The sequence below is a fragment of the Pseudomonas cedrina subsp. cedrina genome (assembly GCF_001983175.1).
GTDB lineage: Bacteria > Pseudomonadota > Gammaproteobacteria > Pseudomonadales > Pseudomonadaceae > Aquipseudomonas > Aquipseudomonas cedrina.
On sequence record NZ_MNPW01000009.1, the window covers coordinates 25,627 to 52,185 of the forward strand.

General features: G+C 60.4%; 24 protein-coding genes. 14 read left to right on the forward strand and 10 right to left on the reverse strand.

Annotation, left to right across the window (positions count from 1 at the left end; translation table 11 throughout):
• Positions 1–165 precede the first annotated feature (165 nt).
• A complete protein-coding gene (locus BLL36_RS19170) occupies positions 166–735 on the forward strand; it encodes a TetR/AcrR family transcriptional regulator (RefSeq protein WP_076952906.1) in 570 nt (189 codons plus the stop codon).
• A 6-nt stretch (positions 736–741) separates the two neighbouring features.
• On the opposite strand, the gene BLL36_RS19175 is transcribed toward BLL36_RS19170, so the two are convergent.
• On the reverse strand, positions 742–2,040 hold the full coding sequence (locus tag BLL36_RS19175) for a mechanosensitive ion channel family protein (RefSeq protein WP_076952907.1): 1,299 nt from the start codon (positions 2,038–2,040) through the stop codon (positions 742–744).
• Positions 2,041–2,234: 194 nt separating this feature from the next.
• Here BLL36_RS19175 and BLL36_RS19180 point away from each other — a divergent pair, with 194 nt between their 5' ends.
• Positions 2,235–3,578 carry a DEAD/DEAH box helicase gene (locus BLL36_RS19180; protein ID WP_076952908.1) on the forward strand — a complete coding sequence of 448 codons (1,344 nt, stop codon included), beginning with the start codon at positions 2,235–2,237 and terminating at the stop codon, positions 3,576–3,578.
• A 99-nt stretch (positions 3,579–3,677) separates the two neighbouring features.
• On the opposite strand, the gene BLL36_RS19185 is transcribed toward BLL36_RS19180, so the two are convergent.
• Positions 3,678–3,953 (reverse strand): hypothetical protein, encoded by a 276-nt coding sequence (locus BLL36_RS19185; protein WP_076952909.1) that lies wholly within the window; start codon positions 3,951–3,953, stop codon positions 3,678–3,680.
• A gap of 153 nt (positions 3,954–4,106) precedes the next feature.
• Here BLL36_RS19185 and BLL36_RS19190 point away from each other — a divergent pair, with 153 nt between their 5' ends.
• Positions 4,107–4,496 carry a transcriptional regulator gene (locus BLL36_RS19190; protein ID WP_076952910.1) on the forward strand — a complete coding sequence of 130 codons (390 nt, stop codon included), beginning with the start codon at positions 4,107–4,109 and terminating at the stop codon, positions 4,494–4,496.
• Positions 4,497–4,625: 129 nt separating this feature from the next.
• On the opposite strand, the gene BLL36_RS19195 is transcribed toward BLL36_RS19190, so the two are convergent.
• The 3 genes from BLL36_RS19195 to BLL36_RS19205 form a co-directional block, all read right to left on the reverse strand.
• A complete protein-coding gene (locus tag BLL36_RS19195; RefSeq protein ID WP_076952911.1) occupies positions 4,626–5,492 on the reverse strand; it encodes a DUF6279 family lipoprotein in 867 nt (288 codons plus the stop codon).
• 68 nt (positions 5,493–5,560) lie between these two features.
• Positions 5,561–6,283, reverse strand: a complete 723-nt coding sequence (locus tag BLL36_RS19200; protein WP_076952912.1) for a TorF family putative porin — start codon at positions 6,281–6,283, stop codon at positions 5,561–5,563.
• 205 nt (positions 6,284–6,488) lie between these two features.
• Positions 6,489–6,668, reverse strand: a complete 180-nt coding sequence (locus BLL36_RS19205) for a hypothetical protein (RefSeq protein WP_003193095.1) — start codon at positions 6,666–6,668, stop codon at positions 6,489–6,491.
• A 336-nt stretch (positions 6,669–7,004) separates the two neighbouring features.
• Here BLL36_RS19205 and BLL36_RS19210 point away from each other — a divergent pair, with 336 nt between their 5' ends.
• Both BLL36_RS19210 and BLL36_RS19215 read left to right on the forward strand, forming a co-directional pair.
• Positions 7,005–7,841: a CvfB family protein gene (locus BLL36_RS19210; RefSeq protein WP_017134857.1), complete on the forward strand. Its 837-nt coding sequence runs from the start codon at positions 7,005–7,007 to the stop codon at positions 7,839–7,841.
• Positions 7,842–8,212: 371 nt separating this feature from the next.
• On the forward strand, positions 8,213–9,655 hold the full coding sequence (locus BLL36_RS19215; RefSeq protein ID WP_076952913.1) for an NCS1 family nucleobase:cation symporter-1: 1,443 nt from the start codon (positions 8,213–8,215) through the stop codon (positions 9,653–9,655).
• On the opposite strand, the gene BLL36_RS19220 is transcribed toward BLL36_RS19215, so the two are convergent.
• On the reverse strand, positions 9,567–10,772 hold the full coding sequence (locus BLL36_RS19220) for an MFS transporter (RefSeq protein WP_076952914.1): 1,206 nt from the start codon (positions 10,770–10,772) through the stop codon (positions 9,567–9,569). The genes BLL36_RS19215 and BLL36_RS19220 overlap by 89 nt on opposite strands.
• A 102-nt stretch (positions 10,773–10,874) precedes the next feature.
• Here BLL36_RS19220 and ptrR point away from each other — a divergent pair, with 102 nt between their 5' ends.
• The 3 genes from ptrR to BLL36_RS19230 all read left to right on the forward strand — a co-directional run bounded on the left by ptrR (position 10,875) and on the right by BLL36_RS19230 (position 14,497).
• Complete coding sequence (ptrR, locus tag BLL36_RS19225) at positions 10,875–11,768, forward strand: putrescine utilization regulator PtrR (RefSeq protein WP_076952915.1); 894 nt, start codon at positions 10,875–10,877, stop codon at positions 11,766–11,768.
• Positions 11,769–11,910: 142 nt separating this feature from the next.
• Positions 11,911–12,033 (forward strand): PA1414 family protein, encoded by a 123-nt coding sequence (locus BLL36_RS31480; protein WP_003193089.1) that lies wholly within the window; start codon positions 11,911–11,913, stop codon positions 12,031–12,033.
• Between the two features lie 343 nt (positions 12,034–12,376).
• Entirely contained in the window at positions 12,377–14,497 is a 2,121-nt protein-coding gene (locus BLL36_RS19230) for an FAD-dependent oxidoreductase (protein ID WP_076952916.1), read from the forward strand.
• A 27-nt stretch (positions 14,498–14,524) separates the two neighbouring features.
• On the opposite strand, the gene BLL36_RS19235 is transcribed toward BLL36_RS19230, so the two are convergent.
• From BLL36_RS19235 to speB, 4 genes are read right to left on the reverse strand one after another with little or no spacing between them, the layout of a single operon-like run.
• Positions 14,525–15,907: a sodium:solute symporter gene (locus BLL36_RS19235; RefSeq protein ID WP_076952917.1), complete on the reverse strand. Its 1,383-nt coding sequence runs from the start codon at positions 15,905–15,907 to the stop codon at positions 14,525–14,527.
• 35 nt (positions 15,908–15,942) lie between these two features.
• A complete protein-coding gene (locus BLL36_RS19240) occupies positions 15,943–17,454 on the reverse strand; it encodes a purine-cytosine permease family protein (protein ID WP_076952918.1) in 1,512 nt (503 codons plus the stop codon).
• A gap of 21 nt (positions 17,455–17,475) precedes the next feature.
• Complete coding sequence (locus BLL36_RS19245) at positions 17,476–17,898, reverse strand: YybH family protein (protein WP_076952919.1); 423 nt, start codon at positions 17,896–17,898, stop codon at positions 17,476–17,478.
• Positions 17,898–18,848: an agmatinase gene (gene speB / locus BLL36_RS19250; protein ID WP_064453522.1), complete on the reverse strand. Its 951-nt coding sequence runs from the start codon at positions 18,846–18,848 to the stop codon at positions 17,898–17,900. The genes BLL36_RS19245 and speB overlap by 1 nt, the downstream gene beginning before the upstream one ends.
• A 434-nt stretch (positions 18,849–19,282) precedes the next feature.
• On the opposite strand from speB, the gene BLL36_RS19255 reads away from it, so the two are divergent.
• The 6 genes from BLL36_RS19255 to mazG all read left to right on the forward strand — a co-directional run bounded on the left by BLL36_RS19255 (position 19,283) and on the right by mazG (position 26,556).
• The gene (locus BLL36_RS19255) at positions 19,283–20,176 is read left to right on the forward strand and encodes a LysR family transcriptional regulator (RefSeq protein WP_076952920.1); all 894 of its coding nucleotides are present in this window, start codon (positions 19,283–19,285) and stop codon (positions 20,174–20,176) included.
• Between the two features lie 7 nt (positions 20,177–20,183).
• Positions 20,184–20,789 carry a tRNA-uridine aminocarboxypropyltransferase gene (locus tag BLL36_RS19260; RefSeq protein WP_076952921.1) on the forward strand — a complete coding sequence of 202 codons (606 nt, stop codon included), beginning with the start codon at positions 20,184–20,186 and terminating at the stop codon, positions 20,787–20,789.
• 152 nt (positions 20,790–20,941) lie between these two features.
• A complete protein-coding gene (gene cysM, locus BLL36_RS19265) occupies positions 20,942–21,844 on the forward strand; it encodes a cysteine synthase CysM (protein WP_076952922.1) in 903 nt (300 codons plus the stop codon).
• A complete protein-coding gene (gene rlmD, locus BLL36_RS19270) occupies positions 21,844–23,196 on the forward strand; it encodes a 23S rRNA (uracil(1939)-C(5))-methyltransferase RlmD (protein WP_076952923.1) in 1,353 nt (450 codons plus the stop codon). Before cysM ends, rlmD begins: the two co-directional genes overlap by 1 nt.
• Before the next feature lie 122 nt (positions 23,197–23,318).
• On the forward strand, positions 23,319–25,562 hold the full coding sequence (relA, locus tag BLL36_RS19275; RefSeq protein WP_076952924.1) for a GTP diphosphokinase: 2,244 nt from the start codon (positions 23,319–23,321) through the stop codon (positions 25,560–25,562).
• Positions 25,563–25,722: 160 nt separating this feature from the next.
• Positions 25,723–26,556, forward strand: a complete 834-nt coding sequence (mazG, locus tag BLL36_RS19280; RefSeq protein WP_076952925.1) for a nucleoside triphosphate pyrophosphohydrolase — start codon at positions 25,723–25,725, stop codon at positions 26,554–26,556.
• Positions 26,557–26,559 lie beyond the last annotated feature (3 nt).

Here is a 26,559-nt window from a genome sequence, read left to right on the forward strand (position 1 = left end):
GGGGAATTCTCTGCTTGGAAAGTCGACAGGGGATAGGCGCCGTGATCGCGGAATTCGCGACAGCGCATTTATGATGTTATCCGTAATCAAAACTGTCAATGTTTTTGATTGTGATCGACATCATAGTAAGATGCGGTCATTGCTCAGCGATGCAGAGGCGAACACATGAAAATCACCAAGGCACAGTCACTGGCCAATCGAGCGCATATCGTGAAGACGGCTTCAGAACTGTTTCGTGAGCGCGGCTACGATGGCGTGGGGGTGGCGGAGCTTATGGCCGCGGCCGGTTTTACCCAGGGCGGTTTCTACAAGCATTTTGGTTCCAAGGCGGATCTGATGGCGGAAGCGGCGGCCACCAGTCTTTCGCAGTCGGTGGCCAGCACTGAAAGCCTGGACTTGCGGCAATTCATCAGTTTTTACGTGTCGCGAGACCACCGCGACGGCAGGAGCGAGGGGTGCACTCTGGCAGCGCTGTGCGGGGACGCCGCACGTCAATCGGGCGAGTTCAAGGCGACCTTTGCCGAAGGGATAGAGCGCACGCTGGCCAAGCTCCAGCAAAAATACCAGTCGGATGAACAAGCGCCCAGGGACGTTGCGCGCGCAAAGATGATCGACATGCTGGCCCATGCAATCGGCGCGGTCATGTTGTCGCGGGCATGCCCGGATGACGCTCCCCTCGCGGACGAAATCCTGGAGGTTTGCCGTGCTGAAATGACCGCGTCATTGCCGCAATAGAAGCGATTACACCAGATTGTTTTCGGGGGCAGGCAAATGGCTGGCTCCCATTACCGCCGGCGCTATTCCCGCGCGCAAATCGTTGCCACTGGGCTGCTGGTACAGGCTCAAGCCAAACTCCGGCAGTACCGCCAGCAGGTAATCAAAGATATCGCCCTGGATCCGCTCGTAATCGGCCCACACCGTGGTGCGGGTAAAGCAGTAGATTTCCAGCGGCACGCCCTGGGCGGTGGTTTGCATCTGGCGCACCATGCACGTCATGTTCGGCTGGATGTCCGGGTGGCTTTTCAGGTAAGCCAGTGCGTAGGCGCGGAAGGTGCCGAGGTTGGTCATGCGGCGGCGGTTGGCCGATAACTGCGCACTGTGGCCCTGGGCTTCGTTCCAGGCCTTGAGTTCGGCCTGCTTGCGCCCGATGTAGTCGGTGAGCAGGTGCACCTGGGTCATGCGCAGCTCCTCATCGTCATGCAGGAAGCGCACGCCGCTGGCATCGATGAACAGGCTGCGCTTGATGCGGCGCCCGCCGGATTGCTGCATGCCGCGCCAGTTCTTGAACGACTCGGACATCAGGCGCCAGGTGGGGATGGAGACGATGGTCTTGTCAAAGTTCTGCACCTTGACCGTGTGCAAGGTGATATCCACCACATCGCCGTCGGCGCCGACCTGGGGCATTTCGATCCAGTCGCCGACCCGCAGCATGTCATTGCTGGTCAGTTGTACGCTGGCGACGAATGACAGCAGGGTGTCCTTGTAGACCAACAGGATCACCGCCGACATCGCACCCAGGCCCGACAGCAGCAACAGCGGCGAACGATCGATCAGGGTGGCGACAATAATGATCGCGCCAAACACGAACAGCACCATCTTCGCCAACTGCACGTAGCCCTTGATCGAGCGGGTGCGTGCATGTTCAGTGCGCGCATAGATATCCAGCAAGGCACTGAGCAGGGCACTCATGGCCAGCACCAGGAACAGGATCGTCAGCGCCAGGGCGACGTTGCCGATGAACAGGATCGCGGTCTTGCTCAGGTCCGGCACCAGGTACAGGCCGAACTGGATGACCAGGGAGGGCGTCATTTGCGCCAGGCGATGGAAGACTTTGTTGTGCCGCAGGTCGTTGAGCCAATGCAGCGCCGGTTGCCGGCCGAGCAATTTGATGGCGTGGAGGGTGAGGTAGCGCGCCACGCGGCCGAGCAGCAGGGCCACGACCAGCAATACCAGCAAGCCGAGACTGGCATGCAGCAGCGGGTGTTCATCGAGGGCGCCCCAGAGGTCCTGGAGGTTGAGCCAGAGCTGTTTGATATCCATGGGTGAAACCGATTCTTCTGTGGGACAACAGGGGGGCGATTAGAGCATTTAAGTGCAGCAATGTTGACGTCGTGGACAAATGTCCTGACAAAAAAGCGGCTCAATACAACCGTTCGCGTAAAGAAACTCGGTTTGGACGCGCGAAACCGGTACCCTATGCAGCTGTTTTTTTGTATTTCTTCGAGGTAGCACCCGTGTTTTCCCAATTCGCCCTGCACGAACGCCTGCTCAAAGCCGTGGCCGAGCTTAAATTTGTCGAGCCTACGCCTGTGCAGGCAGCGGCCATCCCGCTCGCGCTCGAAGGGCGTGACCTGCGGGTGACGGCTCAAACCGGTAGCGGCAAGACCGCCGCTTTCGTCCTGCCGATCCTGCATCGCCTGATCGGTCCGGCCAAAGTCCGTGTCAGTATCAAGACCCTGATCCTGCTGCCGACCCGCGAGCTGGCCCAGCAGACGTTGAAGGAAGTGGAGCGCTTCTCGCAGTACACCTTCATCAAGTCCGGCCTGATCACCGGCGGTGAAGATTTCAAGGTGCAGGCCGCCATGCTGCGCAAGGTGCCGGACATCCTGATCGGTACGCCAGGTCGCATGATCGAGCAACTCAACGCCGGCAACCTCGACCTCAAGGAAGTCGAAGTGCTGGTGCTGGACGAAGCCGATCGCATGCTCGACATGGGCTTTGCCGACGACGTGCAGCGCCTGGTCGCTGAATGCGTCAACCGCCAGCAGACCATGCTGTTCTCCGCCACCACCGGCGGTTCGACCCTGCGCGACATGGTCGCCAAGATCCTGAACAACCCTGAGCACTTGCAGGTCAACAACGTCAGCGACCTGAACGCTACCACGCGCCAGCAGATCGTTACCGCTGACCATAATGTGCACAAAGAGCAGATTCTCAACTGGCTGCTGGCCAACGAGACCTATCAGAAAGCCATCGTGTTCACCAACACCCGCGCTGCGGCCGACCGCATCTATGGTCGCCTGGTCGCCCAGGAATACAAGGCGTTCGTGCTGCACGGTGAGAAGGACCAGAAGGACCGCAAGCTGGCCATCGACCGCCTCAAGGCTGGCGGCGTGAAGATACTGGTTGCCACCGACGTAGCCGCGCGCGGCCTGGACGTCGATGGCCTGGACATGGTGATCAACTTCGACATGCCGCGCAGCGGCGACGAATACGTACACCGTATCGGCCGTACCGGGCGTGCCGGCAATGATGGCCTGGCCATCTCGCTGATCTGCCACGGCGACTGGAACCTGATGTCGAGCATCGAGCGCTATCTCAAGCAGTCGTTCGAGCGTCGCACCATCAAGGAAGTCAAAGGCACCTACACCGGGCCGAAGAAGGTCAAGGCGTCGGGCAAGGCCGTTGGCGTGAAGAAGAAAAAAGTCGACGCCAAGGGCGACAAGAAGAAAGTCGGCAAGTCGCCGACCAAGCGCAAGATTGCCAACCGGCCGAAGACCGACAACCTGTCCCTTGTCAGCAAGGACGGCATGGCGCCGCTCAAGCGCCGCAAGCCGGAAGCGCCGGCTGCCGAGTAAGCTTGGGCTGATATGAAAAAACCGGACGATTGTCCGGTTTGATCGTTCCCACTCCGCGTGGGAATGCATCCCGGGATGCTCTGCGTCCCGTTCCTGCACTCAGTTTTTGGCTTTGACCGCTGCTTCCTTGAGTTCCTTGAGCCGCGCATCGATCAACTGGCATTTGTCAGGAAACTCGGCGCTTTCCGTATCCAGGTCCATCTTCTGTAGCTCCTCGTTCATCTCCTTGGCCTTGGTCGGGTTCTGCTCGGTCAGTTGGGTGACTTCCCGGGCCAATTGCTCGCGCTTGGCGGTCGCTTCTTCTGGCGTGCAGGCCCAGGCGGGCAGTGCACTCATGAGTGCGGCGGCGACGGCCAGGTCTCTCAGGGTTTTCATCGGGTACCTCCTTGGCGGTTGTATTCGATTGAGGGTGCGAACGTCTGGAAAGTTCAGCGAACCAACGCCCGTCGATCAGGCTGAACGGCCACTGAGGGGGCGTGTCACAGTCCTGACGGGCTACTTTTTCGTGGGCCTGCAGGAGGAATCAGGATGACGACTTACAACTGGGATCTGATCGAACGTCTGCTGCATGAAGTGCAGAACGGCGAGGGTAGCTTTGCACCGCGTAAATACGCCGAGCAGGAAGCGGCCGAGAAGGCGACGGCGGGCGAGTCCACCGGCAATCTGGACGCGCTGAAAAAGACTGCGGCAGATTACGAGGCGCTGCTGTTCAAGCGCGGCTTCATTGAATCGCGCCCCGAGGAAGAGGGCGGCAATGGCGAGAATTTTATTTTGACGGCGTTGGGCGCACAGCTGCTGGCGTTGATCGACAGCTCCATTCCCGGCAATGACCACCCGCGCCAGGTATTGGATGAGCAAGCGGATGCACTGGAGCCGGCGACGTTTGCTGAAGTGGCCTCCAAGGCCCAAATTGCCTGAATGGCATTACACCGAGCAAATGTGGGAGCGGCGGTTCGACGCTTCGACTTGCTCGCGAATGCGTAATGTCAGTCACCGGATATGTCGACTGATACACCGCTTTCGCGAGCAAGCCCGCTCCCACAGGTTTTAATTTGTAGCGGCCTTGAGGCATTTGAGCGCCTTGAAGTCGCTGCGTACACCGTCGATTTTTTGCGTGAGCTTAAGGCGCTGCTGTGCAGTGCTTTCAGCCATCAAGTCGACAATCAGGCTGCGCGCCGCCGCTTCCGTGCGCCCATAAGCCGCGCGATATTCCGGCGTCCACAGGCTTTCCCGGTCCACCAGCAATTGCTGAATCTTCTGCGGGAAGTCGGCGTTGTGGCGTTGCTGAACGGCTTGGATAAATTGCGCCTGCCAGTTCGCGCGGTTGCCGATCCATTCCTTATTCTGATCCCCCAGCGCCATGGACCACGCCGTCACGCGATTCTGTTGGCTGTCGCTCAACGGGCCGATCCAGGCATCCAAGCGCTTGCTCATACGCTCGGCGCGCTCCTTGATCTGCTGCGCAAGGGGCGGCTTGAGGAATTCGTCCTGGCGCTTGCGCAAGTCCTTGGCCAGGGCGTCGTTCATTTCTTTTACCTGCTGGTCATCCAGGCCTTGCAGCAGCTCGATGGCCGAAGGGGTGATCTCACGGGCGACCTCGGCGATGGCTTGCTTGGCTTCGACGGTTCGGGCTTGCAATGCCGCATCGGTGACTTGGTTGCTGTCGACCATCTGCTGCAGGCGATCCAGCCAATCCAGGTAACCCGGCAGTTGCGTGGTGCAGTGCCAGGCCAGGTGTTCCTTGAGTTTGTCGTTGAACCAGCTCTTCTGCCCGGCATTCATGTCCAGGTAGTCATTGAGGGTCCAGGGGATGATCACGTCCAGGTTGCGGTAGGCCAGGCCCACGCGACTGCAGCCGGCGAACACCAGGCTAAGGCTCAGCAGCAGCACCAGAAGTTTGAGCCGACGTAGCATGGGCGGGTCCTTGCGCAGTAAGAGAGTTAACGCATGTGAACCCGCGACGGGGGCGACAGTTCAGCCTGTCAATAAAACGATCGTACGGCCTTCAAGGTCAATAGGCCGTCGCATTGCGAATTGTGTCCGGAGTAGGCCGAGCAATCGCCGCCACTGAGGCTGGAGTCGCTGTAGATAAGGTCCAGGTCGACGCCTTTCCAGGCGCGGGAGAGCTGCACCGACCAGTCGCTGAAGCTGCTGATGGCGCCGCCGTCCACCGAGGTGGGGGTGCCGAGCTGGTGGGTGGTGTATTTCATGCTCACGCCAATCCCGAAGGGCTGCGTGCCGCCAAGGTCGGCGAACAGCGTGCTGTCCTGTCGGTCCGGATCATGGCTGAAGGAGACGCCGAAGCGATTGCCCAGCAGGTTCAGGCCGCCGTAAAACGCCTGGCTGTCGAGGGGGCTGAGCTTGGGATAGCTGTAGTGGATCAAACCCACTTCGTAGCCCAGCGTCTGGTCGAAGGGCTGTTTGAAGCCCATATAGGAGTCGACCTCGAGTGTGCTGGCCGGCGACAGGCCCATGTTCGGTGAAAACTGGCCGAAGTACAGGCCGCTATCGTGGCTCAGGTCCAGCCCGCCATGGAACGCGTCGCTGCCGGGGGCGGTCGGTTTGACCAGCCCCTGGGCCATGCTGCGGCTGGGGGTGGTGCCCAGTTTCAGGTCGAAGTCGCCCAATTCGCGCTGGAAGATCTGCGCATGGGCGAGGGGGCAGACGGCAAGGACGCTGAACAGGATGACGCAGGATTTGAGCATGCTTCACTCCATGAAAAGCGAGGAGCAGTGACGGAAAAATCGGGCAGATGCCCGTGCTAGACGTGTGCAAGCATACCGACGATTGTCGAGGGATGAGGTCCGTTCGTCGATTAGCGCGATGATCAATGTGCAGCGAGGGTATTTCGGGCTCTAGTCCTAGCGCCTTGAAGGCAAGACGCTTAGGGACCAGGTGTGTTGCGCGATATTACTTTTTACCCAGGCTGATCTGCTTGGATGGGCCGAAAGTCTGGCCGCTCACGCCCTTGGCAATTTGCTGGATTTCGCCACCGGACTTGAGGAACGCAGCGATCTGGCTGTTGATCGACTCGCTGGTTTCAACGGCTGGAGCTGGCTTTGCTTTGCTGTTGGATGCTTTTACACGCATGGCGGCCACTAACCTGTAGAAAATTAACTTGGCCAGGCATCGTACAGGAAATACTTGACAATTGCTTGGTAAATATCCCCTTGGAATAAGCGTGGCGCCCAAGAATAAATCAAAGTCCAGGGAGGAAATAAGCCTCTAACTTACTGTTTTGCCTCGAAACCATGGCGTGACTGCTGTGTGGCTGCTTCTGGAAATTGCGCGCAATCTTCGGACGAGCGGGGGCGACCACCGGCCCGTGCCACTGGATCGCCACGTGAGCCCGCGTTTTTGCAGGCGCGCGCGCGTGGCGCTCGCAACTCGGGTAGAATGCCGCCCACGCAATGAGGGTATTTGAAAATGGCTTTGGTCGGGCGCTACAACAGCTTGCAAGTGGTTAAGCACACTAACTTTGGTTTGTACCTGGACGGGGCGCAAGACGGTGAAATCCTCTTGCCCAATCGTTATATCCCCAAAGATATTCCCAGTGAAGATGAAGACTGGCTTAACGTTTTTATTTACCTGGACAGCGATGACAAACTTATCGCCACCACTGAAAAGCCCAAAGTTCAGGTGGGTGAATTCGCCAGTTTGAAAGTGGTAGAGGTCAACAGTATTGGCGTGTTCCTCGACTGGGGCTTGCCCAAGGATCTGTTGCTGCCGTATTCCGAAGAGAAGCGTCAGTTGACCGCGGGCGAATACTGCGTGGTGCACGTCTACCTCGACAAACACACCAAGCGCATTACCGCGACTGCGCGCCTGGACCGCTACCTGGATAAGACGCCGGCCAATTACCAGGTAGGCCAGGAAGTCGACCTGCTGGTGGCCGAAGCCACTGACATGGGTTTCAAGGCGATCATCAACAACAAGCACTGGGGCTTGATCCACAAGAACGAAGTGTTCAAGTTCCTGCGTCCGGGCAAGGAAGAAAAGGGCTTTATCAAGGAAATCCGCGCCGACGGCAATATCAGCCTGAGCCTGCAACCGGTTGGTCAGGAAGCGGCCTCCAGCCTGAACTCGAAGATCCTGGCCAAGTTGCGTGAGAACAACGGCACCTTGCCGGTGAGCGACAAAAGCGACCCCGCCGTGATCAGCAACTTGTTCGGCGTGAGCAAGGGTAACTTCAAGAAGGCGATTGGTGCGCTGTATAAACAGGGCCAGATTGTGATTCACGCGGATCGCATTGAACTAAGCTAAACGCGCTTTGGTTTTTCATGTAGAAGCAAGCTAGCTCGCGAAAAAAGGTGCAATCCGAACCGTGATGCGCCTGGAGTATTTTCGCGAGCACGCTCGTTCCTGCAAGCATGAACATGGCCAGGGGCAACCGGCCGTTCGGTAGATTATTTGTGTGCACATCGAGTGCACCGATGATTGTGTACAGGATTCACGTGCACCGTTGCTGAGCGCGCGCCGGTCTTAAGATCGATATCTCACCGTTTGGAACGCCGCGCCGTAGGGATTGCGTTCAATTGGCACGCATTCTGCTCACTTCCTCGTATACAACCCGGCCGCCTTCCGTATGCACACCCGTGACGCAAGCGCAGGCTGGTACTTCGAGGAGCCCAGCGATGACCGAACAATTGCCCAAAGGCTACAGCCCCCGCCTGTACAACAAGGACCTTGGCCCACTGCCGCAAAAGTGGACCTGGTACAACATCTTCGCCTTCTGGATGAGCGACGTGCATAGCGTTGGTGGTTATGTGTTCGCCGCCAGCCTGTTCGCCCTTGGGCTGGCCAGCTGGCAAGTCTTGATCGCCTTGCTTGCCGGCATCTGCATCGTGCAGTTGATCGCCAACCTGGTGGCAAAGCCCAGCCAGCAGGCCGCCGTGCCCTACCCGGTGATTTGCCGATTGGCGTTCGGAGTGTTCGGCGCGAACATTCCTGCTGTGATTCGCGGATTAATCGCCGTGGCCTGGTACGGGATCCAGACGTATCTGGCCTCAAGTGCCTTGATCATCGTGGTGCTGCGTTTTTTCCCACAGATGGCGGTGTATGCAGAGCCGCATTTTGCAGGCCTCTCCTACCTTGGCTGGTTCGGGTTTCTCAGCCTGTGGTTACTTCAGGCGGCGGTGTTCTGGGCCGGCATGGAGTCTATCCGCCGTTTTATCGATTGGGCGGGGCCGGTGGTGTATGCGGTGATGTTTGCGCTCGCCGGCTGGATCGTGTGGAAGGCTGGCTGGTCGAACATCAGCTTTACCCTGGGGGAGAAATCCCTCTCTGGCTGGCAGGCGTTTGGCCAGGTGATTGTGGCGACGGCGCTGGTGGTGTCTTACTTCTCCGGGCCGACCCTGAATTTTGGTGACTTCAGCCGCTACTGCCGCAGCATGCAGGATGTACGACGGGGCAATTTCTGGGGGCTGCCGGTGAATTTCCTGGCGTTTTCCCTGGTTACCGTGGTGATCGTCTCGGGCACGTTGCCCGTGTTTGGTGAAATGCTGCACGACCCGATCGCCACGGTGTCGCGCATCGATAACAGCATGGCGGTGTTGCTCGGCGCTTTTGCCTTCGTGACGGCGACCATCGGCATCAATATCGTGGCCAACTTCGTGTCCCCGGCGTTTGACTTCGCCAACGTCGCACCCAGCAGGATCAGTTGGCGCGCCGGTGGAATGATCGCTGCCGTGGCATCGATTTTCATCACGCCGTGGAACCTGTTCAATAACCCTCTGATGATCCATTACACCCTGGATATTCTCGCAGCGTTTATCGGCCCGCTGTTCGGGATTCTGCTGGTGGATTTCTACCTGATCAAAAAACAGCAGATCGACGTGGATGCGCTGTTTGACGACAGCCCGAGCGGGCGTTACTACTTCGATGGCGGCGTGAACTGGACAGCGGTCAAGGCGCTGGTGCCGGCGACCCTGGTCGGCGTCGCGATCACCTTTACTCCGGCCTTGCAGGGCATGGCCAACTTTGCCTGGTTTACCGGCTGCTTCCTGGGAGGGCTGTTTTTCCTGGTGCTTGCGCGGCGAGAGCGGGTTCGCACGCCCCTGCCATTGGTTGCCGGCTGACCAATACCGCGCCCGCCAGCACCAGGCCGCAACCGGCAATAACCAAGGCCGGTTGCAAGCCATCGCTGAGATGACTGCTCACCGCGGCCAGCAATGGCCCGCTCAATTGGCCGATGGCGAAGCTGGCGGTCAGCAACCCGGTGCTACGTTGATAGCCGTGAGGGGCAACGTCCCGCAGACGCGCCATTACCAGTTGCATACAGGCCAGGAACGGTCCGCCACACAGCAACACTCCCAGTGCCAAGCCCCAGCCGTTGTCAAGCAGGCAGGCAAACACTCCGGCCGCCTGCAGCCATAGGGTGGCCGTCAGCCAGCGGCGGGTGGTGTGCGGGTCTTTGCGACGCAGACTGGCCACTCCCACGCCAATCGCCGCGGCCAGGCCAAAGCACGGCCAGAACAGATCAGCCTGCCAGGCGCCCTTGAACTGTGCGCTGGCCATCTGTGACAGGAACGTTGCCGGGATAATGTAGCCCAGGCCAAACAACACATAGATCCAGCATAAATGCGCAATGCTGCCATTGCTGCCCGTGTCGGCAGGCCCGGCAAAGGTTGCGCTGACGGAAGGCTTGGGCAGGCAAGGCGAAATCACCAATAACATCAGCAATGCCACCACGCCATACACCAGCCACAACGTGGCCGAGCTTTGTCCCAACAGGTTTGAGCCCAGCGCCAGCAACCCGGTCAACACAATCCCCATGCCTGGCCCGGCAAATACCAATGCACCCAGGCGCGGGCGCCCGGCGGCGAGCGCCAGCGGCTGGCTCAGGCTGGTGATCATCACCAGTGCCCAGGCACTCGCGACACCGGTACCAAAGCGCAGCAACAGATGCGGCCAGAAGCCATGCGCCCAGGACGACGCCAGGGTCAACAGCACGCATAGCCACAACCCACCATACAAACGCCCGCGGACATGTTGATGGCTGCGCGCAAAGATCGAATCCACCGCACCGACCAGGTAGCCCAGATAATTGGCGGCGGCAATCAGCCCGGCGCCGGTCAGGTCGACCTGCCCCTCACTGAGCAAGTGCGGCATTTGTGGGGTGAGGGCGAAGCGGCCGATGCCCATCGCCATCATCAGGGCGACAAAGCTGGCAAGTAAGCGAATCAAGGGCGACATGGTCAGGTTCCTGCGGGTAAGCGAATCACCTCAGGCTAAAGCGCATTGACTTTCTGTAAAATTGAATAATAGTGAGTAACTTGTTCAGTTTTGGAGAAAGGTATGGAGTTCAGTCAGCTGCGCATTTTCCAGGCCGTGGCGCAGGAGGGCTCCATCACCCGCGCTGCCGAGCGTCTGCATCGGGTACCGTCAAACCTGTCGACTCGGCTCAAGCAGATGGAAGAACAACTGGGCGTCGAGCTGTTCATTCGCGAGCGTCAACGCTTGCAGCTTTCCCCTGCGGGCAAAGTGCTGCTGGACTACAGCACCCGTCTGCTGGCCCTGCACGACGAAGCCCACGGCGCGGTGCAAGGAGGGCAACCGGCGGGTGACTTTGTGTTGGGCAGCATGTACAGCACGGCAGCAGTTCATCTGCCCAAGCTGCTCGCGCGCTATCACAAGGCTTATCCGCAGGTGAACCTTCAGGTGCAATCGGCGCCCAGCGGTGAATTGCTCGAAGGTTTGATGACCGGTCGGCTGGACGCTGCGTTTGTGGACGGTCCCATCACGATTGCCTCCCTGGACGGTGTGGCCCTGTGCGAAGAACGCCTGGTGTTGATTTGCGAAGCCGATCACCCGCCTGTACGCGGGCCGCAGGACGTGGCGGGGCGCGCGGTGTTCACCTTCCGTCGCAGTTGCGCCTACCGAACGCGCCTGGAAACCTGGTTTTCCCACGAGCGCGTAGCCATGGGCCGGGCAATCGAGATCGAATCCTACCAAGGCATGCTCGCCTGTGTGATCGCCGGGTCAGGCGTGGCGTTGATGTCCGAATCCATGCTCGACAGCCTGCCAGGCAAGGACAGCGTGTCCGTTCATCCGTTGGTAGGGCCTTTTGCCACTGCGACCACCTGGCTGATGTGGCGAAAAGGTATGCTCGGCGCTAATCTCAACGCATGGATCGACCTGCAGCAGAGGGGCAAGGCCGAGGTCCCGCAGGACGCACGTGCGATTGCTTGAGCGATCCGTCAGGATTTGTATCAATTCAGTAATAGTTCGTTGTGGTTTCGTTCAAGCATTACGTAGGACTTAGGGCTACTATCAATGTAGGAAAAGGTGACAGAACTTGCGCCTACCAGCATTACCCTCAAGGGGGGCAACCATGAAAGAGAAAATTCAAAACTGGCTCCATGATCTGGGTGTTGCACTGGGCTTGATCGAGCCTCCGCTGCAGCCGGTGCCTATTCGTACAGACGACGAGCAGCGGCGTCCGCGCCGGCGGTAAACGCCGTTCTCTAAACCGCCGCACAATTCCCATGTGGGAGCGGGCTTGCTCGCGAATGCGGTGTATCAGTCGATGAAAAGTTGACTGACACACCGCATTCGCGAGCAAGCCCGCTCCCACAATTGTTTGTGCATAACGAAAAAACCGGATTTATGCCTGTCTATCAGGCTTTTGGCGTTCAGTTGTCGGAGCTGGACTACCGGATTGTCAGAATCGGCTGGCTTATTTGTTTTAAAAAACGCGCGTAGGTTGGGTTCCCTCAGAGAACGAGACAACTTGTTTCGGACCAAGCCCATGCGCCTTTCGAGGTGCTCCAATACGTCAGGATTGTTGGAGACACGCCATGCCGCTCTCTTCGGTTCCGCCGGTCGCCGCATCACTCATCGCCACAACCGACTGTGTTTTACATATCGCACCTGTGTCGAAAGCCTGGAAGGCTGACGCACCCAGTAACGTCGTGTTTCTTCCCCCGACCTTAACCAGGCAAACGCTGCTCCTGCAGATCGCAGTCCTGCGCCCAACAACCATCGTCGTTGGAGACCAGGTCATCGATGCGGATGTCATTGCCCAATGGCGTGTATCCCACCCATTTGGCGACCTCAACCTGATCCGCAGAGGAACAAGCCTGGACAAGGTGCAACTCGATTTGTGCAAATCCAACGGCATCCGAGTGGTCAATACGCCCGGGATCAACGCACCGCACGTTGCGGCTTATATTGCGCACTGGCTGACACTGGCCGATGGCTCCATGCCCGCCGATGTCTGCGTACTCGGATACGGCAACGTGGGAAAAGAGCTTGTCAAATTATTGCTTGATCGAGATCCGGATGTCCGGATCAAGGTGTTGGTTCGGCACGGTCGATCGCCGGACACTCACGGCGGGGCCTTTTACGATAGCCGCGTGTCATTTGTGGTGGGCTGGTCAGAGGCGCTGGAGGGAGCCACTGCTGTCGCGATCTGCTTATCCCTGAATGATGACTCCACCTATCGCATCGATCCGCTCCTGATTCAGGGTATGCAGGAACACGCGCGCCTGGTCTGTGTCGCCAAGCCGGATGTGTTTAGCGACGATGCGTTGCACGCGCTGGCAGTCGCTGAAGGCGTCCAGCTTATTCTGGACTATGGGCCTACGACATTGGACGCGTTTGGCATACGCACGCAAACCCTTGGCTGCGATGTCTCCACATGGCGCAACCCGGCGACGCTGACTACACAGGCGGCAACTACCGAAGCCTGCCATTGCGACCTGGACTACGCGGTTTGCGTTCAACTGAGCTTGACGGCCTTGCGCGGTCTCGTCAGGCGCAAACTTGCACACTCATTGACGATCCCTTCTCTACGGGTGTGTACCAGTGCACCTCGCGTGTCGATCATCGGCAGAGGTATTAACGGTCTGCTCCAGGCCGTAATGTTTCGTCTCGCGAACTATCAGGTCACCGTATATGGAGGAAGTCAGGAGAGCGATGGCGCAAGTCATAAAAAGGTGAACATGCGCCATCTGTCAGCAACGGAGACGACCGCAAAGCCACTGCATAACGACTATCTAATGCCTGGAAACCAGCAACTGACCGTTGAGTGCAATCGCGCGGGCATTGAGCTCTTTGAAAAGCTACTGGCCGACAACCCATCGCTGGCACGATTTGCACGGGCACCGATTGTACGAGTCTATATGGAGGATGCCAGTGGCATAGAGGCCGCGATCCGCGAGCAACGTGATATCGAAAACAGGACTTGGCCGAGCGGCAAGCCAGGACATGAACTTACAGAGATCAGCCAACGGCAATTCCAGGCACGTTTTGGAATCCCTGGGATCGGCCGGGCTATTGAAGTATCGGGCTACGATTTAGAGTTTGTTTATTTGATGAATGAGCTGGAAGCGCTTTTGCAGTGCTCTGGCGTTCAGTTTCTGTCTCAACATCTGAGTTCGGTCGAAATTGCTGAGCTGAGCAGAGAGCACTTTGTCGTCACTGCCACGGGGGTAGAGGAGCCAAGAGTAATTCCGATCATTGGCTGGTTTTTCAAGCTGCGTGCTACCGGTCATGAAGGCGCCGGGATGCGCGGACTCAAGTTGCAGTATGATTTACCAATCGGCGTCATGAATTGCCGCTTGGATCGGGACTACATTCTCGTTTCCGGCGGGCAGGTTCCGTCCGATTCAACGCCGGAGTGCAAGGAGCAGATATTGGCTGCTTGTCTCGCGGCGGTTGCTCGGCATTTTCCAATGTCCTACCGCAAGGCGATCGAAACGGGCGACTTGCACATTATCGAATGTGCCAGACCCGGCACGCCGGATGGACTTTCGATAGTTTATTGGTCCGCCCATCATCGTATCGCGGCAGGGGGAACGTATGCCGCAGGCACAACCCAGGGATTGGTCTGGGCCTCTCTGGTCCAGGAAATCATCCAGGCAAACGCTAAGTTGAATGAAAAAAACGGGCACGACATCCGACGTCGCGCCCGCTGAAGAAACCGTTCTAGACCCCGCTATGCATCAAACCGCCCGAGCCACCGCCGCGTCCGGCTTGCGCGACAACACACTCACCACGACAAAACTCACCAGCCCAACCGTCAGGCTGTAGTAAATCGGCGTGTTCGCGTCCAGCCCATCCTTGAACATGAACACCAGCGCCGTCACAAAGCCCAGGATCATGGACGTAATTGCCCCCGACGTGGTCGCGCGCTTCCAGAAAATCGCGCCCATCAGCGGAATCAACATGCCGCCCACCAGCAGGTTGTAGGCCAGGGTCAGGGCGCTGATCACATCACTCACCACCAGCGCGATACCCAGCACGAGCATACCGGTCAGCAGTGTGAACAGGCGGTTGACCGCCAGGCTCGACTGCTTGCCGCCACGCAAGCGCGGCAGCAGGTCTTCGGTCAGAACGGTGGAGGCGGCCAGCAAGGCGGCACTGGCGGTGGACATCATCGCCGCCAGGGCAGCGGCGATCACCAGGCCGCGAATACCGTCGGGCAGCGACACTTTGACGATCGCGGCAAAGGCGTTGTTGACGTTGTCCAGGTCCGGGATCAACACATGCGCCGCCATGCCGATCAGCGCACAGGCCAGGCCGTAGAGGATGCAGTAGAAACCGGCGAAGGTGCCTGCGTACTTGGCGACCTTTTCATTACGGGCGGTGAACACCCGTTGCCAGATGTCCTGGCCGATCAGGATGCCGAAAAAGTAGATCATGAAGTAGGTGATGATCGTGTCCCAGCCGATCGCGGTGAAGCTGAAGCTCGACGCCGGCAGCTTGGCCACCAGTTCGTCCCAGCCGCCGACGCGGTACAGGCAGATCGGCAACAGGATGAACATCAGGCCGACAGTCTTGATCACGAATTGCACGATGTCAGTGAGCGTCAGCGACCACATGCCGCCGATGGTCGAGTACACCACCACCACGCCACCGCCGAGCAGTACCGAGGCCCAGAAGGGCAGGCCGAAAAGTACTTGCAGCACGGTGCAGATCCCCAGCACCGAGGTCACGCCCAGCATCACGGCGTAGGCCAGCATGATCACCGCGCTGGCCTGGCGAGCCATGGGGTTGTAGCGTTTTTCCAGGACCTGGGTCACGGTGAAGATCTTCAGCTTGAGCAGCGGCTTGGCCAGGAACAGGTTCAGCGCGATGATCCCCGCGCCCAGCGCGGCACACAGCCAGAAGCCCGAGATGCCATGCACATAGCCCAGGCGTACGGTGCCGACGGTCGATGCACCGCCCAGCACCGTAGCGGCCATGGTGCCCATGTACAGCGACGGGCCCAGGTTGCGCCCGGCCACCAGGTAGTCTTCGTGGGTTTTGGCGCGGCGCATGCCGTAGTAGCCGAGCACCAGCATGCCGGCGGCGTAGATGAGTACGACGAATAAATCCAAAGCCATGACGGCGATTCTCCAATTGTCTTTTTTATGGGCGATCAGGCGGCGGGTTGCAGCGCCGGTTTAACGCGCGCATCCGTGCGCTTACTGCGGGGGTCGGTCGGCCCGTACACGGCCACAGGTTCGGCAAATACACGAAGCAAGGTCAGGTACACCACCGAGGCCAACCCCAGCGTCACCGGCAGGCTGATATCGATGCCACCTGCCAGACTTCCCAGTGGCCCGACAAACTGCCCCGGCAGGTTGACGAAGCACAGGCCCACCAGCGCACTTGGAATCCACGCCCCCAGCCCGCGCCAGTTCCAGCCATGGCTGAACCAGTAGCGGCCGCCGGTTTCACCGCGGGTGAACACCTGCAAGTCGTCCGGGCAGTAGAAGCCGCGACGCACGATCAGGCCGATGATCATGATCACCATCCACGGCGTGGTGCAGGTAATGATCAGGACGGCGAAGGTCGATACGCTCTGCACCAGGTTGGCGGCGAAACGTCCGATAAAGATGAAGGCAATCGACATCACCCCAATCAGCAGCGTGGCCCTGACCCGCGACAACAGGCGCGGGAACACGCTGGACATGTCCAACCCGGTGCCGTACAGCGATGTGGTGCCGGTGGACATGCCGCCGATCACCGCGATCAGGCACACCGGCAGGAAAAACCAGGTGGGCGCCACCGCCAGCAAACCGCCGACATAGTTGTTGGCCGCGATGTAGTCCGGTGCCTTGATCGCCACGATGGTCGCAGTGGCCAGGCCGAACAGGAAGGGGATCAGGGTGGCGATCTGTGCCGCGACGACGGCCAGCATGATGCGTATTTTCGGTGTTTGGCGCGGGATATAGCGCGACCAGTCACCCAGGAAGGCGCCAAAGGAAATCGGGTTGCTCATGGCCACCAGTGCCGCGCCGATGAACGCTGCCCAGAACCCGGGCTGGCCCATGGCGACGGAGCCGGCGAACTGGCTGTCGAACGCCGGTGCAAACGCGAACACACCCAGCAGAAACAACAGGCTCGCCGCCCACACCGCGATGCGGTTGACCCACAGCATGAAGCGAAAGCCGTAGATGCACACCGTCAGGACGAGCAGGGCGAACACGCCGTAGGCCAGGCCCAGGGTCAGGTCGGTTTCCGGCAAGCCGACCAGGCGTTTCGCACCGCCCACCAACGCATCGCCTGAACTCCACACTGACAATGAGAAGAAGGCAATCGCTGTCAGCAGCGACAGAAACGAGCCGACAATCCGTCCGTGTACGCCAAAGTGCGCACCGGAAGACACAGCGTTGTTGGTGCCATTGAGCGGCCCGAACAGGCCCATGGGTGCGAGGATCAGCGCACCCACCAGCACGCCCAGCACAATCGCCCAGACGCCGGCCTGGAATGACAGGCCGAACAGCACCGGGAAGGAACCCAGCACTGCGGTAGCAAAGGTATTGGCACCGCCGAAGATCAGGCGGAACAAGTCCATGGGGCCGGCGGTACGTTCGTGGTCGGGGATCTGTTCGACCCCGTTGGTTTCTATCTTGCGAATACGTTTATCGTTGTTTTTATTATTCATGATCAGCTCCGATCACATTGGCTAAGGGGGCGGCAGCCCTTCCGGCATAGCGGACAAATGTTCGTGACAGGCCAGCCACAGGCCTTGTTCTTGTTGTGTGCGAGCACCTTGCCTTTTGAAGACAATGGTCTCGCGTTCCTGGCTGAAGAATTGCTCCCCGTTCATGCGCAGCTCGGTGGCCACGTCATGCATGAAAATCGCCACGTCACCCTGCAGGCTGACAAAGGCGTTGCTCGAGGCGCAAGACAGCACCTCGAACCCCTCGTCCCGGCGCCAGCTGTCCCACACTGCCTGGTAGGCATCGCGACTCAGCAGCGGCTGGGGGAGGGTATGGAACACAAAGCTGGCATCGGCCGTGAACGCGTCGAAGTAGGCGGCGCGGTCATTGCGCGCGAAGGCCGCCACCAGGTCGGCGGCGGCTTGCAGCACTTCGTGCGTGCCCATCAGCGATGCGCCACGCCGGGCAGTACACAGAGCATTTCGTACAGCAAGTTGGCGCCCAGCAATGAGGTGTTACCGGTGGTGTCGTAGGGCGGCGAAACTTCTACCAGGTCGCAACCAATCAGGTCGAGGCCCTGGCAGCCACGGATGATCTCGATCGCCTGGATGGTGGTCAGCCCGCCGATTTCCGGTGTGCCGGTACCGGGCGCCCAGGCCGGGTCGATGCCGTCGATATCAAAGCTCAGGTACACCGGGCCGCCGCCGACTTTTTCGCGCACCTCGGCCATCAACGGCGCGAGGGAGTGGTGCCAGCATTCTTCGGCCTGGACCACGCGAAAACCCTGTTTGCGGCTCCAGTTGAAGTCTTCGGCGGTGTAGCCCTGGGCGCGCAGACCAATCTGCACCACGCGGTCGCAATCGAGCAGGCCTTCTTCCACGGCGCGGCGGAAGGTGGTGCCGTGGGCGATCTTCTCGCCGAACATATGGTCGTTGACGTCGGCGTGCGCATCGATGTGCACCAGCCCGACCTTGCCGTGTTTCTTGTGGATCGCCCGCAGAATCGGCAGGGTGATGGTGTGGTCGCCGCCCAGGGTCATCGGGATGACGTTGTGCTCGAGGATCTCGTCGTAGGCTTCCTCGATGATGCGCACGGCGTCGAGCAGGTTGAAGGTGTTGATCGCCACGTCGCCGATGTCCGCCACCGACAGCGAGTCGAACGGCGCGGCGCCGGTGGCCATGTTGTAGGGGCGGATCATCACCGATTCGGCGCGGATTTCACGCGGACCGAAGCGGGTACCGGCGCGCAGCGAGGTGCCGATGTCCAGGGGCACGCCGACAAAGGCGGCGTCCAGGCCCTTGGCCGTTTGCAGGTGAGGAAGACGCATCATGGTGGCGATGCCGGCGAAGCGCGGCATTTCGTTGCCGCCCAGTGGTTGGTGGAAAATCTTGTCCACGGGAGTGCCTCATCGTTGTTGTGGTTATCTGGGGGCCGATTCTGCGAAATACGTGGATACGAAAGAATCGGCAGGGGCAAATACTTAGTTCAGATTTTTCTAAACTAAAGCCTGGGGTAAACTGCCCGGCTTCAATGCTGGCCTGTCGAACTCGGTCCAGGGTGGGAGCTGGCTTGCCTGTGACGTCTTTGTAGTGAGCGGGCTCGCCCCGCGCTGGGCCGCGAAGCGGCCCCAAACCAGGCGATGTGGGTTATCTGAAATTGCGCGGTGTCTTTATTGGGGCGGCTTCGCGGCCCAACGCGGGACAAGCCCGCTCACTACAGGGAATTTGTCAGCCTTTGAAAATTCTGTAGATACCTGACAGACACACCGCAATCGCAGGCAAGCCAGCTCCCACAAGGGATTGCGCTGCATCAGTTGAATCCGGAGAACCGATGGCCAACGCCTTGCCCGACCTGAAACTCCTGCGCATCTTCGTCAGCGTCGTGCGGCACCAGGGGTTTGCCAACGCCCAGCACGAACTCAACCTGTCGACGTCGGCCATCAGCACCTACATGAGCCAGTTGGAATCGGCGCTGGGCCTGGTGCTGTGCCATCGTGGCCGGGGCGGTTTCAGCCTGACCAGCAAGGGCGAGCTGTTCCATCAGGAAACCCTGCGTCTTTTGGGGGAGTTGGAAGGTTTCGAGCAATATGCCGCTGCACTCAAGGGCGAGTTGCGCGGCACCCTCAAGCTCGGCGTGCTCGATTCCACCGTCAGCGACAAGGCCCTGCCGTTCGCCGAGGTGATCGGCGCCTACAGCCTGGAACACCCGGCGGTGCACCTGCATTTATCGGTGATGAGCCCCTATGAACTGCAGCTGGGCGTGCAGGACAATCGCCTGGACCTGGCCATCGGCGCCTTCTCCAACCGTATGAGCGGCCTGATCTACATGCCGCTGTATCGTGAACAGCATTGGTTGTATTGCAGTTCTCGGCACCCGTTGTTCAATGAGCGGCGCATTCCGGAGCAGGTCATCACCCAGCAGCGTATGGTGGGGCGCGGCTACTGGAGCCAGGCGGAGCTGGCGCGCCACGGCTTCAAGCACAGCGCCGCCACGGTGGAAAGTATGGAAGCGCAACTGATACTGGTGCTGTCGGGCGCCTATATCGGCTACCTGCCGGAGCACTACGCCCAGGCGTGGGCCGACAAGGGCGACTTGCGCGTGTTGCTGCCCGCCACCTTCGGCTATCAGGCGCCGTTCTCGATGATCATGCGCCGTGGCCGCAGCCGCGAACCGCTGATCCAGACCTTTCGCGATCTGCTCAAAGCCCAGCTCAACCAGGCCTGAAAACACCATGTCCAGACCGCAATGTGCCCGTTGCCACCGCCCCACCAGCCATTGCCTGTGCGCGCTGATTCCCAGCCTCGACAGCCGCACCCGTGTGTTGCTGCTGCAGCATCCGAGCGAGGTCGGCCATGCGCTGAACACCGCGCGTCTGGCAGCGCTGGGCTTGAACAATGCGCAGTTGGTGGTGGGAGAGGTGTTCGAGGATTTGGCGACTTTATTGAACCTGCCCGGTTATCAGGCCCGGCTGCTGTTTCCGGCGGATGACGCCCAGCCGCTGCAAGCCTATGCGCCCGAGGATCAACCGCTGTTGTTGGTGGTTCCCGACGGCACGTGGCGCAAGGCGCGCAAACTGTTGCATCTCAATCCGCTGCTGGCGGCGTTGCCACGGGTGACGTTGGACGATGGCGGCATTTCGCGTTACCGGCTACGCAAGGCACCGAGCGCAGGGGCGCTGTCGACGGTAGAAGCCATCACACAGGCGTTGCAGGTGCTGGAAGCGCCAACCTCGTTCGAGCCATTGCTCAAACCCTTCGAAGCGCTGATCGAAGGGCAGATTGCGGCGATGGGTCAGGAGATTTTTCAAAGAAATCATGGCGACGAGCATTTGGGTTAGGCGGGTTATCGAGGCGCGGCCATCGGGGGCAAGCTCAGCCACCACCTCCCTCGCTTATTCCTTTAAGCCATATGCACCGCACTTTGCGTGATATGGCCTGCCGGCCTTTCCCGGTATGATGTGCGCCCCGCAGTCTGGATTGCGAATACGCCATGACCTTGCAGTACCCCACAATCGCCGATTGCGTCGGCAACACGCCCCTGGTCCGCTTGCAACGCATGGCGGGAGAAACCAGCAATACCCTGTTGCTCAAGCTCGAAGGCAACAACCCGGCCGGCTCGGTAAAAGACCGCCCGGCATTGTCGATGATTACCCGCGCCGAGTTGCGCGGGCAGATCAAGCCCGGCGACACCCTGATCGAAGCCACCTCGGGTAACACCGGGATCGCCCTGGCCATGGCCGCGGCGATCAAAGGCTACAAGATGATCCTGATCATGCCCGACAACTCCAGCGCCGAGCGCAAGGCCGCGATGACGGCGTATGGCGCCGAACTGATCCTGGTGACACAGGAGCAGGGCATGGAAGGCGCGCGCGACCTTGCCGAGCGCATGGCCGCCGAAGGCCGTGGCCAGGTGTTGGACCAGTTCGCCAACGGCGACAACCCCGAAGCGCACTACACCAGCACCGGCCCGGAGATCTGGCGCCAGACCCAGGGCACCATCACCCATTTCGTCAGTTCCATGGGCACCACCGGCACCATCATGGGCAATTCGCGCTACCTCAAGGAGCAGAACCCGGACGTACAGATCGTCGGCCTGCAACCGATGGAAGGCGCGGCCATCCCGGGTATCCGCCGTTGGCCCGAAGAGTATTTGCCCAGGATCTACAACGCGACCCGCGTGGACCGCATTATCGACATGGCGCAGCGTGAAGCCGAAGACACCACCCGCCGACTGGCCCGTGAAGAAGGCATCTTCTGCGGCGTGTCGTCCGGTGGCGCCGTGGCCGGTATGTTGCGCCTGTCCCAAGAGGTTGAAAACGCGGTGATCGTCGCGATCATCTGTGACCGAGGCGACCGCTACCTGTCGACCGGCATTTTCGACGAACCCAACTGATGGCCAAGCACGAGAGAGGCCTGCGCTTCCAACCGACGGGCGGCAGCCGGGCCCCGCAGATTCCGGTGGGCAAGAAGCAACGCCTGACCATCGAGCGCCTGGCCAATGACGGTCGCGGTATCGTGTTCTTTGAAGGGCGCACCTGGTTTGTGAATGGTGCGCTGGCCGGCGAAGAGGTGGAAGCACGGGTGTTGGGCGCCCACGGCAAAATCGTCGAGGCGCGTACCGAGCGGGTGTTCAAGGCCAGCGAGTTGCGGCGCCCGGCGCCCTGTGCGCACTTTGGCCGCTGCGGCGGTTGCAGCGTGCAGCATTTGCCCCATGCCGAACAACTCGCCCTCAAACAGCGCATGCTCGCCGAGCAATTGTCCCGTGTGGCCGGCGTCGAACCGCAAGCTTGGGCTGCGCCGTTGAGCGGCCCGGAATTCGGCTACCGCCGCCGCGCCCGCGTGGCCGTGCGTTGGGACGCCAAGGCCAAACACCTGGAGGTCGGTTTTCGCGCGGTGGCCAGCCAGGACATCGTTGCCATCGATGAATGCCCGGTGCTGGTACAGGCCTTGCAACCGATCATGCAGCGCCTGCCCAACCTGCTGCGCCGCTTGAGCAAACCTCAGGCACTGGGGCATGTGGAGTTGTTCAGTGGTACGTCTGTTGCCGTGTTGTTGCGGCACATGTCGCCGTTATCGGAAGCGGACCTGCTGGCCCTGAAAGAATTCTGCAGCTTCCATGAGGCCCAGTTGTGGCTGCATGGCGAGGGGCAACCGGAGCCGGTCGAGGCGGATCAGACCCTCGGTTATCGCTTGGAACAGTGGGACCTGGCGCTGGCCTACCGGCCGGGGGACTTCGTGCAGGTCAACGCCGGGGTTAACGCGGCGATGGTGGCCCAGGCCCTGGAATGGCTGGCGCCACAACCCGACGAACGGGTGCTGGACCTGTTTTGCGGCCTGGGCAACTTTGCCCTGCCATTGGCGCGCCACGTGCGTGAAGTGGTGGCGGTAGAAGGCGTGCAGGCCATGGTGGACCGCGCGGCCCTCAACGCCGCCGAGAATAATTTGCATAATGCGCAGTTTTTTCAAGCCGATTTGTCCCAGCCTTTGACTGACGCGCAATGGGCCAAACAGGGCTTTTCTGCGGTACTCTTGGACCCACCCCGTGACGGTGCCCTGGAGGTTGTGCGTACGCTCGCGACCCTTGGGGCCAAGCGCCTGGTGTATGTGTCCTGCAACCCGGCCACGCTGGCGCGGGACACGGTTGAGTTGGTCAAGCAAGGCTACCGGCTAAAACGTGCCGGGATCCTCGACATGTTTCCGCAAACCGCGCATGTCGAGGCCATGGCGTTATTTGAAGCGGGCTAGGATGCCCGTTTAATCCGACCGGCCTGTCGTTTCCTGGGCTGTGATCTGCCAGGGAGCCTGCAGTACAAGGTCGGCGATGAATTCTGGCGCATCCAAGGTGCGTCGTAGGGAAGGTAAGCAAGATGGTACAGGTGAGAGCACACCAGCCGATCAACACCGACGGCAGTATCAATCTCGAGGCATGGCTGGATCATGCCATCAGCGTCGACCCGGCGCTGGACCGTGAAGCCTTGAAAGCAGCCTGCGAGTTCGCTCGCGAGTCTGAGCAGCAAGACAATGCGGCCAAGAACCTGTGGGCCGAAGGCACTTCAAGCTTTCGCACTGGCCTGGAAATCGCCGAGATCCTCGCCGATCTCAAGCTGGACCAGGATTCGCTGATCGCCGCCGTGCTGTATCGCGGCGTGCGTGAGGGGCACATCCCGTTGGCCACCGTTGGCCAGCGTTTCGGCTCGGTCGTGGCCAAGCTGATTGACGGCGTGCTGCGCATGGCCGCGATCAGCGCCAGCCTCAGCCCGCGCCAGTCCATGGTGCTGGGCACCCAGGGCCAGGTGGAAAACCTGCGCAAGATGCTGGTGGCGATGGTCGACGACGTGCGTGTCGCCCTGATCAAGCTGGCCGAGCGCACCTGCGCGATCCGTGCGGTCAAGACCGCCGACGACGAGAAGCGCAACCGCGTCGCCCGCGAAGTCTTCGATATCTACGCGCCGCTCGCGCACCGCCTGGGTATCGGCCATATCAAGTGGGAGCTGGAGGACTTGTCCTTCCGTTACCTGGAACCCGATCAATACAAGCAGATTGCCACGCTGCTGCACGAGCGCCGGCTTGACCGTGAACGCTTCATCAGCGATGTGATGGGCCAATTGCGTTCCGAGTTGCAGGCCACCGGCGTCGAAGCCGACATCAGCGGCCGCGCCAAACACATCTATTCCATCTGGCGCAAAATGCAGCGCAAGGGCCTGGCTTTCAGCCAGATCTACGACGTGCGCGCCGTGCGTGTGCTGGTGCCGGAAATGCGCGACTGCTACACCGCGCTGGGTATCGTCCATACCTTGTGGCGCCACATTCCCAAGGAATTTGACGACTACATCGCCAATCCCAAGGAAAACGGCTACCGCTCGCTGCACACGGCTGTGATCGGCCCTGAAGGCAAAGTGCTGGAAGTGCAGATCCGCACCCACGCCATGCACGAAGAGGCCGAGTTGGGCGTGTGTGCGCACTGGCGCTACAAGGGCACCGACGTCAAGGCCGGTTCCAACCAGTACGAAGAGAAAATCTCCTGGCTGCGCCAAGTGCTGGAATGGCACGAAGAACTCGGCGATATCGGCGGCCTGGCCGAACAGCTGCGGGTGGATATCGAGCCGGACCGGGTCTACATCTTCACCCCCGACGGCCATGCCATCGACTTGCCCAAGGGCGCCACGCCGCTGGATTTTGCCTACCGCGTGCACACCGAGATCGGCCACAACTGCCGGGGCGCCAAGATCAACGGGCGCATCGTGCCGCTCAACTACAGCCTGCAGACCGGCGAGCAGGTCGAGATCATCACCAGCAAGCACGGCACGCCGAGCCGCGACTGGCTGAACCCGAACCTGGGCTACATCACCACGTCGCGGGCGCGGGCGAAGATTGTCCACTGGTTCAAATTGCAGGCGCGCGACCAGAACGTCGCCGCCGGCAAGACCTTGCTCGAGCGCGAATTGGGTCGCCTGGGCCTGCCCCAGGTGGACTTCGACAAGCTGGCCGAAAAGGCCAACATGAAGATTGCCGAAGACATGTTCGCCGCCCTCGGCGCCGGCGATTTGCGCCTGGCGCAACTGGTCAACCTGGCCCAGCAACTGGTCGAGCCGGAACGCGGCAACGAACAGCTGGAACTGATCCCGCGCAAGGCCACCGGCTACAAGCCCGGCAAGCGCGGCGACATCCAGATCCAGGGCGTCGGCAACTTGATGACGCAAATCGCCGGTTGCTGCCAGCCGTTGCCGGGCGACGCGATCGTCGGCTACATCACCCAGGGGCGCGGCGTGAGCATTCACCGTCAGGACTGCGCCTCGGTGCTGCAATTGGGCGGGCGCGAGCCGGAGCGGATCATCCAGGTCAGCTGGGGCCCGGTGCCAGTGCTGACCTATCCGGTCGACATCGTGATCCGCGCCTACGACCGTTCCGGTTTGCTGCGGGACGTGTCGCAAGTGCTGCTCAATGAGCGGATCAACGTGCTGGCGGTCAACACGCGCTCGAATAAAGAGGACAACACCGCGTTGATGTCCCTGACCATCGAGATTCCTGGGCTGGATGCATTGGGGCGGTTGCTGGGGCGGATTTCCCAGTTGCCGAACATCATCGAGACGCGGCGTAACCGTACGCCTTGATGCGGTGTGGGGACAGGTAGGACTGCTTTCTGTGTGAGCTGGCTTGCCTGCGATAGCATCACCTCGGTATTACTTGAGCACTGAGGTGACTGCATCGCGGGCAAGCCCGGCTCCCACATTTGATCTTTAGCGTTTCCAAGAAATGGGCAGAGATTGACCGATGTATTCACTCGAAGACCTGCTGCACCTGATGAACCGCCTGCGCGACCCGCAATACGGTTGCCCGTGGGACATCAAGCAAACCTACGCCAGCATCGTGCCGCATACCCTCGAAGAAGCCTACGAGGTGGCCGACGCCATCGAACGCGGTGACTTCGATCACCTGCAAGGCGAGTTGGGCGACCTGCTGTTCCAGGTGGTCTACTACAGCCAACTGGCGCGGGAAGAAGGGCGCTTCGAATTCGCCGGGGTCGTCGACAGCATCACCCGCAAGCTGATCCGTCGCCATCCCCACGTATTCCCCACCGGCGATCTGTACGCACCGCTGGATATTGCGCAGTTGAACGAAGAGCAGGTCAAGGAACGCTGGGAGCAGATCAAGGCCGAAGAGCGCGCGCAGAAGTCCGACGCGCCGGAGCAACTGTCCCTGCTTGACGATGTGCCCACCGCGCTGCCGTCCCTGTCCCGCGCCGCCAAATTGCAGAAGCGCGCCAGTCAGGTCGGTTTCGACTGGCCGTCGGCGTTGCCGGTGGTGGATAACGTGCGCGAAGAACTGGACGAAGTCCTCGAAGCCATGGCCGACAACGACACGGCGGCCATCGCCGACGAGGTCGGTGACCTGCTGTTCGCGGCGGTCAACCTGGCTCGCCATCTCAAGGTCGACCCGGAAACCGCGCTGCGTGGCGCCAACGCCAAATTCGAGCGACGTTTCCGATTTATCGAACAGGCATTGCGCCAGACCCACCGTCCCATGGAAGATTGCACCCTCGAAGACTTGGACGCCCTCTGGGGCGAAGCCAAACGTCAGGAAAAGAACGTGTCCAGCTGCGGTTGAGCA